The sequence below is a fragment of the Corynebacterium sp. genome (assembly GCF_030535495.1).
In the GTDB taxonomy this organism is placed as follows: Bacteria; Actinomycetota; Actinomycetes; order Mycobacteriales; family Mycobacteriaceae; genus Corynebacterium.
The window spans coordinates 1-13,383 of sequence record NZ_JAUNRW010000062.1 but is presented as its reverse complement, the minus strand read 5'-3'; the positions used below and the strand labels follow the sequence as shown (position 1 = coordinate 13,383).

General features: G+C 64.5%; 6 protein-coding genes. All 6 read left to right on the top strand.

What is annotated here, in order from left to right; translation table 11 throughout:
- Positions 1–759: SpaH/EbpB family LPXTG-anchored major pilin (locus Q4F73_RS08360; RefSeq protein ID WP_303358895.1), on the top strand; the 759-nt coding region annotated here is incomplete at its 5' end.
- Positions 760–864: 105 nt separating this feature from the next.
- Positions 865–1,788 (top strand): class C sortase, encoded by a 924-nt coding sequence (locus Q4F73_RS08355; protein WP_303358894.1) that lies wholly within the window; start codon positions 865–867, stop codon positions 1,786–1,788.
- Positions 1,775–2,416 (top strand): carboxypeptidase-like regulatory domain-containing protein, encoded by a 642-nt coding sequence (locus Q4F73_RS08350; protein ID WP_303358893.1) that lies wholly within the window; start codon positions 1,775–1,777, stop codon positions 2,414–2,416. Before Q4F73_RS08355 ends, Q4F73_RS08350 begins: the two co-directional genes overlap by 14 nt.
- The gene (locus Q4F73_RS08345; protein WP_303358892.1) at positions 2,413–8,109 is read left to right on the top strand and encodes a DUF5979 domain-containing protein; all 5,697 of its coding nucleotides are present in this window, start codon (positions 2,413–2,415) and stop codon (positions 8,107–8,109) included. The genes Q4F73_RS08350 and Q4F73_RS08345 overlap by 4 nt, the downstream gene beginning before the upstream one ends.
- A 47-nt stretch (positions 8,110–8,156) precedes the next feature.
- Complete coding sequence (locus Q4F73_RS08340) at positions 8,157–9,188, top strand: aspartate-semialdehyde dehydrogenase (RefSeq protein ID WP_303358891.1); 1,032 nt, start codon at positions 8,157–8,159, stop codon at positions 9,186–9,188.
- A gap of 566 nt (positions 9,189–9,754) precedes the next feature.
- The coding region (locus tag Q4F73_RS08335) for a Rib/alpha-like domain-containing protein (protein WP_303358890.1) at positions 9,755–13,383 on the top strand (3,629 nt) is incomplete at its 3' end.

The following is a 13,383-nucleotide window of genomic DNA, read 5'->3' as shown; positions in this document are numbered from 1 at the left end:
GAACTCAACGCCACCGGTGCCGGAAAACTCACTGCCGGGGAGAACCTCGTTGTGGAGTTCAACGCTGAGGTGGAAGACGTGCCCGCCAACGGCAGCATCAGCAACACCGCATGGGCGCTGCCCACCGCACCCGTGGGTCTGGCAGCAGACTGGGATCCGGAGGCCGCAGGCGCTCGCCCGGGTACCGTCTCCAACACCACGGTGTCCAAGTACGGGCAGATCAACATCACCAAGACCGACACCTCTGATGCCGCAGCGAACCTGGCCGGTGCCACGTTCGAGCTGCACCGCTGCACCACCACTGCCGAAGGCGCGGTCACCAAGGTCGAGAACACCGGCCCGATCGAGGTGGGCGGTCAGACCGAGTTCCCCACCACTGAGAATGGCGGCGCCTACACCGCCACCATCTCCGGTATTCACCTGGGCAACGTCATGCCGAATGCCGATGGCACCGATGTGTACCAGGATGTGTGGGCCGGAGAGGCCGGAACCACGGGCACCACGTTCTGCCTGGTGGAGACCCTGGCACCGGACGGTTACTCCGTCCTGCCGCAGCCGGTGGCCGTGGAGCTGACTGCCACGGCGGATACCACCGAACTGGTGACCGCAAACCAGACCATCGAAAACGTCAAGGCGAACGCCGGTGCCACCCTGCCGCTGACCGGTGGAATCGGCATCTGGCTGCTGGTGGGCGGCAGCCTGCTCGCGCTGATCGCCGGCATCTACTGGGATCAGAAGCAGCGCGCACGTCGCGCCTAAGCGCGGTCTACGGACCCGGCAGGGCCCCGCTGAGGCGGGGCGTGCTGGGCGGGAGCGTCGATAAGCGGCGGTAGGCGTCGATGAGCAAGGCGGAAGGAGGTCGGCATGACGGTGACCGAGACCAGGCCCGGTGGAGCACACCGCGCCACGGGGCAGGAACAGCGTTTCGACGTCCGACGGCTCCTCCCCCTGCTGCTCATCCTCGTCGGCGTGCTGGGGATGAGCTACCCCGTCACGGCCACCTACTTCCGCAACGCCCATCAGGCCGATATCGCGGAGGCCTACCGCAAATCCACCTCCACCATGACGGAGCAGGACCGCAGTGAGTGGCTCGCCCGCGCCCGGGAGTACAACGAGAACCGCGCCGGTGGACCCATCCTCGATCCCTGGCTGGCGCGCGTGTCCAAGGACAACCGCCCCTACGAGGACTACCTGGAACAACTCAACCCGGAAGGCGATGAGTCGCCCTTCGCGGCGGTGGCCATCCCCTCCATCGACGTGACCCTGCCGATCTACCACGGCACGGAGCCGGACGTGCTGACCAAGGGTGTCGGCCACCTCTACGGCTCAGCCCTGCCCGTGGGCGGTGAGGGCATGCACTCGGTGCTCACCGGGCATTCGGGGCTGGTGGACGCGACGTTGTTCGACAACCTCGGGAAGGTCGAGATCGGCGAGCACTTCCACGTCGACGTCATGGGGCAGACCCTCACCTACGAGATCGACCAGATCGAGGTGGTGCTGCCCGAGGAGACGGAGCTCATCCAACCGGAGGAGAACCGCGACCTGGTCACCCTCATCACCTGCACCCCGTACGGCATCAACTCCCACCGTCTGCTCGTGCGCGGCACCCGCATCGAATCCGACCCGGAGGCCGCCCAGGAGGCCTTCGCCAAGGGAGCGGGCGTGTGGCAGGCGTGGATGATCGGTGCCCTGGCGGCACTGTTCCTCGCGCTGCTGGTGTGGCTCTGGCTCATCCTGCGCAACCGCCGCCGCCGGCGCCAGGAGCGAGGGGCCCATGCGCTGGATTAGCCTGCTCGTGGCCCTCGTCCTCGGATGGGGCCCGAGCTTCAGCCTCAGCCCTTCCGCCGCCGCCTCCCCGCTCGCCACCATCACCGTCCACGTCACCGGCACCAACCCCTTCAATGACACGCCGGGGCCGCCGATCGCGGGGATCGAGGTGGAGCTGCTTATCGACGCCCGCCCCGTCGCCACCTCCCGCACCGATCAGCGCGGTGAGGCCGTCTTCGGTGGACTGGCGGCAGGCAGCTACCAGGTGCGGTTTCCCGGCGAGGACACGCTGGTCGGCCGGGACATCACGCTGCCCGCACATGACCCCGACACCGGTGAGCTCGTGTACTCCGTCATCGTCTACCCCAAGCGCACGGTCCCGCCCGGGGACGAGCCTGCGCCGCCGGTGGTTCCTCCTCCCGCGCCGGGATCGTCGGTGGGATCTGCGCCCGGATCTTCGGCGGGAACTGCAGCGGCCCCCACTGCCTCACCTGCTCCGCCGCCCGGCGACTCCCGTGGGGGGATTCTGGGGACCCTCGCCCTGACCGGAGCAGGCACCCTGCCCCTGCTCATCGCGGGAGCGGTCTGCTTCCTTGTGGGACTGCTCCTCATCCGCCGCCGCAATGAAGAAGAAAGGACGACATCGTGAGTGCCCTCCAGCGCCACCTCACCCGCGGTGCCGCCCTCTTCCTCAGCATGCTGCTCGGGATCAGCCTCCTGGCCTTTGTTCCCGCGACCCCGGTCGCCCAGGCACAGACCCCGCCGACGACGACACGCCCGCAGGTGTGTGGAGGCGGCGTGGCGTTTCTGGTGGACTCCTCGTACGCGCTCCTGGACCTCTACGGAACCGCCACCGCCGGCGACATCAACGAGTACAAATCCGAGCTCAAGACCGCCATCAGCCGGTTGGCTGACACGGGTGCCGCCACCTCGGTGGGTGTGTACTCATACGAAGCCACGACTCCGCCCTCCTACAACTCCAGTCTCAATTCCCAGCCCATTGATTCGCCGGCAGGTGTGAGGGCCGCGTCCAACCACGTGGATTCACTGCGCTCGAGCACCGCCGGGCGCCAGGCGCACCGTAACTGGGAGGGCGGTCTGGCGGCTATCCGGCGCGACATCGAAAACGGTGCGCCGTACTCCACCATTTACCTGCTGACGGAATCTGCGCCGACGGCTGACAACACCGGTGCCAACGGGAACACTCTGGGCACATCTCAGCAGGAGGTCGACCGCGCCCTGGCGGAGAAGGCCCGGATCGAGGCCCTCGGGGTGTCCATCGTCCCCATCGGCCTGGGAAACTTCTACAACAATCCCTTTCCCCAGAGCTGGTGGCTGAACATCGAGGGAGGTGGACGGATGCGCTATCCGGAGTTCCTGGAGCAGTTCGCCAGCCCGGGCGTCACGTTTCCCAACCCCACCTACTACAACAATGTCGCCAGCCGTATTAACCCTGATCCACCACCTGCGTGCCTGCGGATCAACAAGGAAATCGTCGACGCGGCAGGAACGGTGCAGGACCGGCCGGAGGGCTGGGAGTTCGAGACGTCCGTGTCGGGAGCAGCCACCCTGGGCACCACCATGGTGACCACCCGGACCGACGGACGCGCCGACCTTCACTTTCCTCGCTCATCCAGCGGCACCATGACGATCACGATGCAGGAGCAGCCGCAGTCCGGCTTCGCCCTGCAGGGGGTGACCTGCACCGCCCATGCCCCGACCGGCGGGACACGGGCGTTGAGTCCACGAGTGACCGAATCTACAGCCGTGGTCACTGCCCGGGTCGAGGAGTTCGTCGACTGCACTTTCCGGAATGAACAGGTCGTCCCCTTGCGTCTGGGTAAGCAGGTCTCCTCGGAGACGGATGCCGTCCTGGAGGAGGTGCTCAAGGAGCCGTACAACTCCTTCGACTTCGAGTGGACGTGCCGGGTGGGTAACCGGGTCGTGGGGCAGGGCAACACCACCCTCCAGGATGGAGAGGTCACAACCTTGTCCCCTGGGATTCCGGTGGGGGCACAGTGTGAGATCACGGAAGAGCAACCCCGGGGAAAGCAGAATTACTTCAGCGGAACGCCCACGTGGAGAGTGCAGAACGGCAGCAGTGCACAAACCAGCGAGGACAATCTGACGTACACGTTTACGGTCTCTCCTTCTGCGGCGGCGCAGGGAGTAGAGGTGACGACCGCAAACGTCTACACGGCTGAAGAGGGCGTAATCCGCCTGTCCACAGATATCACCAACGCGGATGATGAGGTGCCGGTGGCTGCGCTTCCGGCGGCTGTCTCCGTGACGTACTCCTGCCGGTACATCCCGGACCCGAACGCTCCCCCGGAGCAGGGAGACGATCCGACGGACATTCCGGGTTATGTCGCAGAAGGTACCGTCCGAGTCGCCAGGGGAGAGGTCGTCGAGCTGGGTCCTTTCCCCGTGGGCACGCAGTGCACCTACACCGTGTCCGGCGAATCGGGCGCCTCCGCCTCCATCCCGGGATACGGGTTGGAGACCCAGTGGGAGTCCAACGTCTGTATGCGTCCCGGAGCCACGGGGAACCTGACTCGGTGTGACTCCAACTTCACGTACCTGGCGTCCCCCGGAACCTTCGATCTGGTGGCGGCGCAGACCTACACCCAGTTGCATTCCACGCTGGAGATCACCAAGACCCTCAGCGGTGACGCGGTTGAGCTGGGCCGCGGCCATGCCTTTGACGCCACGGTGGTCTGCACCCGCCCCCATCACGAGGATGTCGTCCTGAGCACCACGCTCATCGAGTCCCAGCCCCGTAACCTCCAGGTCCCGGCGGCATCGACATGCACCATCGCCGAACCGGAGGATCAGATTCCGGGGGTGTCGATGACGGCGAGCACTCCGGGTCCCATTGACATCCGTGATCCGAACACCACCTACCGTGCCGAGATCAACAACGAGTTGACCTTCCTGCGCGGTCCACTCACGGTGACCGTGGACTCGAACTTTGACGGCGTCGGCGATCCGTTGACGGTGCTGGCGCTGCAGACCAAGAGTGTCGTGGTCATCGCACGGTGCCAGGAGCCCGGGACAGGTGAACCACAGGAATACCGCCAGGAAGGGGTGCTTTACGACGCGACCGTCACGTTTCCGGACCTGCCGGTCGGAACCAGCTGCGTCATGTCGGTGGAGGAGCCGGACCTCTCGGACACCCCGGGAGTGGTCATCATCGACGGATTCAGTAATGCCAATCCCGTCATTGATTCACCCGCTGGTGCGGCGATCACCCTCAACGTCGACTACGAGATGATCACCAACAAGCTGGTCGTCGAGATGGAGCGAACAATCGGCCAGATCCTGGCGGACCAGGACTCCCTCGTCCCTGAGCAGTTCCAGGTGAGTTTCCAGTGTGCGTCCGATTTCGGTGAGGTCATCGACGGCACCCGCACGCTGGCCTCTGGCGACAGATGGACCATCGATGGCGTGCCCTTCAATTCCACCTGCACGTTTACTCAGGTCAACGACCCGGCGCCCGGGTACACGCAGTCGACGACGTGGACACCGTCCCCGTTGCCGCCCGAAGGTGCAGGCGAAGGGCCCGAGTGGACGATCGTCTTCCGGGTGCAGGATCAGGCGGGCGGTTTCGTGCGCATCTCGAACCACTTCGAGCCGATCAAGCACGACCTGACGCTCAGCAAGGTGGTTCAGGTCGTCGACGACTCAGGCCAGACGGTTGGTGCGCAGCTTCGCGACGCCGTCATCCCCGCCAACACTGTGTTCGGTGTGCGCGTCACGTGTACACGTACGGATCAGCAGGTGGTGAACCACCTCCTGTCACTGACCGAAGCGAACGCCGGTACCGTCGCCATTCCGGAGGGGGCCGAGTGTGAACTGGTCGAGACCCCCTACACCTCCCCGGTGGTCGGCGACCCGGAGGTCACCTTCACCGGCGGGGGAGGGACCCTCGACGGCAGTAGTTTCCGGCTGCCCGCCTGGATGTCTGCTGGAGCCGTCGAGCTGGACAACAAGTACACGGTCGGCATGGGCGGATTCGGCATCAAGAAGAAGGTGGACGGCGAGGGTGTGGCGACGATCCCCGGTACCAAGCCCTATGTACTGAACTATCGCTGCACCATCGGTGGCAGCGAGGTGGTGCAGGGTTCTGTCACGGTGGGGCGTTACGACGACCCGTCCCAGATCACCGGGATCCCGGTCGGGGCGCACTGCGAATTCACCGAGGATGCGGCCAGCGCCCGGGAGGATTATGCCCAGTGGGGCCTACGGTGGACGATTGCGAACGATCGCGAAGGTCGCGGGGTCGAGCAGCCCTGCCTGGAGTACGGCAACTGCACCCCGGGCGTCGACAGCGACGGTAACAGCTCGGCGACCGTCACCATCGTGCCGGGGACAACGGAGGACTTCGCCACCGACAACTACCAGGGAACCATCGTCGCGTGGAATACCTACACCTACGAGAAGACCACCTTCACCGTCGCCAAGCAGCTGGCCGGCGACGGGATCGGGGTTGCCGAGGATGAGGAATTCGTCTTCGACTACACCTGTCACGCCCCCGGCAGCAGAGACGCCTCCGGTCCGCAAGGAGACTATGTCCGTGCGCTGGCGGTCAGCGGCGCCATGACGGTGGCCCCCGGCCAGGTCGTGTCCTCCAAGCCGGTGCCCGTCTACTTCGAATGCGACATCAGCGAGAGGAGCGTGCCCACCTACGGGGGAACACTTGCTGTGACGTGGGACAACGCCACGGTGACTCCTCCTGGCGACGTGACCTCCCCGCGGGAGGGGACGACCGGACATGAGGCGACGTTCACCATCACCCCGGCGGCCCTGGACGAGCCGTTGCACGTCACGACCACCAACAACTACACCCGCCCGCGGGCGGAGTTCAGCGTGGCCGCCCGCTTCGACGACACGTACGCGGACACCGTCCACCCCTACGTGTCGCAGGGTCCTTTCACGATCACCTGGACCTGTGAGGACCCGGCGGTGGGAAGGACGTACACCGGATCCGTTCAGGCGCCCAGTGACGGTGCCGCCGTTGCGATCACGCGGGACCGGGACACTGTTCCGGAGGGAACTGATCCACGAATCCCGGCCGGATCGGTCTGTGCAGTGAGCATCAACGCAGCGGGGATGGTCCCGGCCGGCTTCGAGGACACCGTGGAGGTCACCACCACCGGTGTCCACCGGACCACCACCGCTGGCGCCGAGCCGGTGGTGATCAAGCGCGTCGACGGGGCGACCGTGGGTGACGTGGTCCTGGGCCAGGTGAGTGACACCGACGTCAGTTTCAGCAACGGCTACGTCGTGCCCCGGTACCCGATGTCACTGGACAAGCGGGTCGAGGGTGATGACGATGCAGTGCTCGTCGGTCACGGAACGCCGACCGCACCTGTCACCCCGTTCCGATTCGCCTACACCTGCACCTTCGCGAGCCTGCTGCCCGGACAGCCGGATCCCTTCGTCGCCGAGGCCACCGAGGGTGATCCGGTGCTCGTCGGGCGCCATGACGCGGTCATCGTGGGCTCCGCTCCCGCCGGCAGCACCTGCGAGGTGCGGGAGCTTTCCCCGGTGCAGGAACTCCAGGACGAGCTCGAGGCCGCCAACCTCAGGCTGCAGCCGAACTACTATTTCGCCGCCGACGCAGACGGCAGTGAGGATCCCGGGGATTCCGGGGAACCTGCGGAACCCGCCGATCCGGAGCAGCCGGTTGATCCGGTGGAGCCGCCGCTTCCCACCCATGTCACCCGTGTGGCGGTCGAAGTGGGCGAGCCTTTCACACTCACCGCGGGCCCGGACCAGGAGGGGATCAACCGCGGCCAGGCCGTGATGGTCAACAGCTTCTTCCGTACGGATGGTGAGGTGATCATCCAGAAGGTCAACCCGGACGGCACCCCTCTGCCCGGTTCGCAGTTCGCCATCCACCGTGCGGAGGCGGACGGCATGTCCGCTGAGCCCGTCGTGGTGCCCGGCCACGTCGATGAGGAGGACCTGACGCGGTTCACCACCCGCCTGGTGCCGGGAACCTACTTCCTCGTGGAGACCAGGGCAGGTGAGGGCGCGCAGCTGCTGCCCAGCGCGTGGCCGTTCACGGTGGCCGCCGTGGCCGGACAGGATCGCCTGGGTGACCTGCAGTTCCAGCTCAATGACTTCACGGAGCATTCCGGACTCATCGAGGTCGAGGAACCGGCGGAAGGATCCACCGGGCAGGCGGCGTGGACCATCAAGGTCGCCAACATCGCGGCGGGTGAGATGCCGTTGACGGGCAGCATCGGAATCTGGTGGCTCGTCGGCGGTGGATTCCTGGCCCTGGTGGTGGGTATCTCATGGCATGTGCGGCGACGTGGGGAGGGCAGGCTGTAGACTTCCCTGGTGTCAAGTGAAGTAGTCGCTGCACAGTAGGAGATCTCATGACCACCATCGCAGTCGTAGGTGCCACCGGCCAGGTCGGTCGCGTGATGCGTTCCATCCTCGAGGAACGCAACTTCCCGGCCGATACCGTGCGCTTCTTTGCGTCTCCGCGTTCGGCAGGTACCACCCTGGAGTTCCGGGGCAAGGAGATCACGGTGGAGGATCTCACCCAGGTCACGCCGGAGTCCGTTGCGGATGTCGACATCGCTTTGTTCTCCGCCGGTGGTTCCACCTCCCGCGAGTGGGCCCCGGTGTTCGCCGCGGCCGGTGCGACCGTCATCGACAACTCCTCGGCGTGGCGCAAGGACGATGAGGTTCCGCTGGTGGTCTCCGAGGTCAACGGCGCGGAGGCGAAGACCCCGTCCAAGGGCATCGTTGCCAACCCGAACTGCACCACCATGGCGGCCATGCCGGTGCTCAAGCCGCTGCATGACGCGGCCGGCCTGGTCCGCCTGCACGTCTCCTCCTATCAGGCGGTCTCCGGTTCCGGCCTGGCCGGCGTGGAGACCCTGGCGAAGCAGACCGCCGCGGTGGGTGACAACAACGTCAAGCTCGTCCACGACGGTTCCGTCGAGGCACCGGCCGATCTGGGGCCCTACGTCGCCCCGATCGCGTACAACGCCCTGCCGCTGGCCGGCGCGCTTGTCGACGACGGCTCCCTGGAGACCGACGAGGAGCAGAAGCTGCGCAACGAGTCCCGCAAGATCCTCGGCATCCCGGGTCTCCGCGTCGCCGGCACCTGCGTGCGCGTGCCGGTGTTCACCGGCCACACCCTGACCATCCACGCGGAGTTCGAGCGCCCCATCACCGTCGATGAGGCCAAGGCCCTGCTGGCCGATGCCCCGGGTGTCGAGCTCGTCGACGTCCCGACTCCGCTCGAGGCCGCCGGCAAGGATGATTCCCTGGTCGGCCGCATCCGCCAGGACCAGTCGGTCGACGATGACAAGGGCCTGGTCCTCGTGGTCTCCGGTGACAACCTGCGCAAGGGTGCCGCACTGAACACCATCCAGATTGCGGAGCTGCTGGTGTAACTGGCAATTCCAGGTACGCGGGCCCTTCACCATGGCGGTGAAGGGCCCGCAGTCGTAGGGGGAGAATTCCGGATATGAACGGTAGTTTTCCGAGGTAAGTGCAATTCCGTGTTTGCATGTTGTGCTTAGGACGCACGGCACGGGACGTGGGGGAAATTGCGTTCGCATCGCGTTCAGGATGTAGCACTGGCGCGCGGGGGAAGTCGGGGAACAGCCGGGGAGTGCACCGCCGCCATCAGGAGAATTTGGGTACGCAGCAATGCGGTCAAGCAGCCTGCCGCACGCAGGAGGAAGTTCCTGATCTCAGCGAGAGGTGCCCGAGGCTGTGTTCAAGGATTACTTGTGCCCGAAACGATTTCTAAGTAATGCATGTGACTGACTGAGTGTGGCTAAGTATTATGTTTGCGTAAAGTAAAAAAAGGTAACTTTTCCATTACGGGAATATAGTTTTGGGTGCTAAAGTCTTCTCAGGAAGTCGCTCATTCTCAGTTAATTCTCACGTGACTGTCTTGGGCGAAGAAAAATCTGAGAGGGATAGTTGCATGAATGGAACAAGGTTTGCCTCAGTGTCTGCTGCGGTGATGCTGGGAATCTCCACCGCAGTCGTACCCATCGTGAACCCGGTCCAGGTGCTGCCCGTCGCGTCAGCGCAGACTTACCCCGAAACCGTTGTATCGGGTCGAACCACGTTTAATGTCGAGCAGAACCCCGCGGGTCAGTACATCCTGGTCTCGCCCTCCCCCAATATCGAAGGAGATCAGGCTTCGGACGTTCCGCCGGTGTACCTGTGGCCGAGCCTCGATAATCCTGACGTCAATGTCGAGTACCCCATGCAACTCGTGAAAAAGACCGTTGGAGGGTTGGACTACTACGCATGGTATGTAGTCAGGCAGAATGCCTACCACGAATCCGGCGAGGGTGACGCTGTTTGTCAAACCATGGAGTGGACAGCCAGAGCTGTCAATGACCACCAGTTGTGGGATCCGCCGAACAACGGCTTTCTGAATGAGCCCCGAACCACCGATCGGCACTTTGTTAACACATCCGTGCAGCACTTCGGTTCCGTCTGGCGCTTTCCGTTCGCTACCGGGCAGCCGCTCTTCAACTATGAGATGACCTTCACCTTCCCGGGTGAGCTTCCGGAGCCCGTGCGTGAGTTCAACCCCCTGTTCACAGGGGCGATGGACCTGACCATGCAGGACGGGTCGACGCTCCACATTCCGGAGTTCAACCCCAATCCGGCGCATCCGGGAATGCCTGCTCGGCGTGGATACAACGTTCAGCAGCTGGAGGAGCAGTTCGGGGTCAACTATTTTGAGTGGGACATCGTCAAGATTGGACCCGCCAACCCGGGGGACGACTATGTCTACAAGGTCAGCACTCCCTACATTCCGGCGGGCTCCGCGACTGTCCTTCAGTTCAATCAATCTGTTCCGGGTGCTGTAGCTAACACCGAAACGTTTGAGACGAGGGTAGCGGCCACGGGGGAGGCCTTCTGCTACACACCTATCGAGGTCCAGCAGGGTGCAGAAGCTGAGATGGCCTCCCCGACCGCGTTCTCCAGTGACACTGACGCCATCGCCGATGCGACCTACAGTCGAACTCCTGAGACCCCGTTGTGGGCAGTGGTCCGCGAAGACGGCACCATCGTCGTCAAGCCGGGCTATGACATCCCTGCTCAGGAATATGCGTTCCCGGTCAATATCCACCGTGCTGGTGATGTCCAAGACACCACTGTGATCGCGAAGGTCATGGTGACCCCGGCGCAGTTCCAGCCGACGTACACCGGAACCTCGGTGGCACAGGGTGCTACCGCGACGACTCCGACCCCGGTCGGGGCTGATGGCCTGTCTCTTCCACGCGGAACGAGCTACGCGCTCGACGCAGACAACACGGAGAATCCGCTCCCGGCGTGGGCGACCTCCATCGACCCGACCACCGGCGTCATTACGGTAGCCCCCGGATTCGATGTCGCACCGGGTATCTACCAGGTTCCCGTGACGGTTACTTACCCGGACGGAGCCACCGGAACGGTTCTCGCCCCGGTGACCGTAGTCAACCCCAACAACCCCTTCTACGAGCCGATCCAGGTCGTTCAGGGTGGCGACACCCCGGTGATCGCAGCAGCGCCGACCAACGGTGACGGATCGACGCTGCCTACGGGCACGTCGTTTGCGGCCACGCCAGAAACTCAAGACTGGGCGACGGTCAACCACGATGGCACGGTCAGCGTGCCGGCTGGCTATGACGTACCGGTGGGTGTGTACGAGGTTCCGGTGGCGGTGACCTATCCGGACGGCACCACTTCCACGATCCATCTCCCTGTTCAGGTGGTCAACGAGGATGATCCTCGCTATGAGCCCACCATGATCGAGCAGGGGCAGGCGGGTACTGTCAAGGCCCCGACCGATGCTCAGGACGGTGTTCTGCCCGAAGGTGCAAGGTTTGCGTTAGGCGACAACCCGCCCGCGTGGGCAACGTCGATCAACGAAGCTACTGGCGAAATCGAGATCGCTCCGGGTGTCACCGTACCCGAGGGTTTCTACAGCATTCCCGTTGTGGTGACCATCCCCGGCGGCACGGAGCTGACCATTGAGGCTCCCGTGGCAGTGACCTCGACGCTGAAGGCTCCGGTCTACGAGTCCATCACCGTGAACCAAAGTGAGACCGGCACCGTTCAGATCCCGAGGAATCATGACGGATCCGCGCTGCCCACGGGCACGACGTTTGCCGCGGCGCCGGAAACCCAGAACTGGGTCACCATCCTCCCGGACGGTTCCATCTCAGTCATCCCAGGAAACACCACCCCTGCCGGCAGCTACGAGGTTCCTGTGGTGGTGTCCTATCCGGATGGGACGTCGGAGACGGTGTCCGCTCTGGTGACGGTGGTCAATCCGAATACTCCGGTGTATGAGCAGGGTTCTGTTTTGCCGGGTGACTCGGTGACGTCTGCGGCACCGGCTGGTGTGGTTACTGAGGGTGCTGAGTACAGCATTGATCCTGCGACTGTGCCGGCTGGTTGGACCAATGTGACTGTTGATCCGGCTACTGGTGTGGTGACGGCGACGGCTCCGGGTGATGCTGCTGCTGGTGTGGTGGCTATTCCGGTGACGGTGACGTATGCGGATGGTTCCGCTGTGGTTGTTGATTTCCCGGTGATGGTTCTGCCGTTGGCTGGTGAGGTTGATCCGTTCTACACGCCGGTGTCGACACAGCCGAATGTGGCTGTCGATGTTCCGGTTGGGTTGCCGGAGGGCCAGACGGTGCCGGAGGGCACCGAGTTTGGCCTGCCGGAGGGCTATACCCCGCCGGCTGGTTGGCAGGTTTCGGTTGATGCTGAGACCGGTACCGTGACGGTGACTCCGCCGGCTGATGCTCCTGCTGGTGCGCTGATTGATGTGCCGGTGGTGGCGACGTACCCCGACGGTTCCACTGGCGAACTGACGGCGACGGTGACGGTTGGTGTCACGGATGCTGCGGATAATGATCCGGGTTATGATCCGGCGACTGTTCTGCCGGGTGCTGAGGTCACCGTCCCGCAGTCCGGTGACTCGGAGCTGCCGGAGGGTACCGAGTTTGGTCTCCCGGAGGGTTACACTGCGCCTGATGGTTGGACCGTTGAGGTTGATCCGGGCACTGGTGAGGTGACGGCGACGTCGCCGGAGGGTGCGGTTCCGGGTGAGTCGATCACGGTTCCTGTGGTTGTGTCGTACCCGGACGGGACCACGGACGATGCTCCTGCCACCATCGTCGTTGGTGATGCGGGCCCAACCGAGGCCGATGACAACACACCGGGTTACGGCGCTGAGACCACGAAGCCCGGTACCCCGGTGGATGTTCCGCAGACCGGTGACACTGAGCTGCCGGACGGCACTGAGTTCACCCTGCCGGAGGACTACACTCCGCCTGCTGGCTGGGAAGTAACGGTTGATCCGACCGACGGCACTGTCACAGTGACCCCGCCGGCTGATGCCACCCCGGGCACGGTCATTCAGGTCCCGATTGTGGTGACCTACCCGGATGGCTCCACCGATGACGCGACTGCCACGGTTGGTGTGGGTACGCCGGATGTCCTCCCGACGGACGCAGACGACAACGACCCGGGTTACGCCCCGGGCAAGACCGATCCGGGCGTTGCCCTGGATGTTCCGCAGACCGGTGACACCGAGCTGCCGGACGGTACCGAGTTCACCCT

What these genes read in the sequence shown, in the direction of transcription:
- Q4F73_RS08340 (WP_303358891.1), top strand. Translation starts at nt 8,157, where the DNA reads ATGACCACCATCGCAGTCGTAGGTGCCACCGGCCAGGTCGGTCGCGTG.
- Q4F73_RS08350 (WP_303358893.1), top strand. Translation starts at nt 1,775, where the DNA reads ATGCGCTGGATTAGCCTGCTCGTGGCCCTCGTCCTCGGATGGGGCCCG.
- Q4F73_RS08355 (WP_303358894.1), top strand. Translation starts at nt 865, where the DNA reads ATGACGGTGACCGAGACCAGGCCCGGTGGAGCACACCGCGCCACGGGG.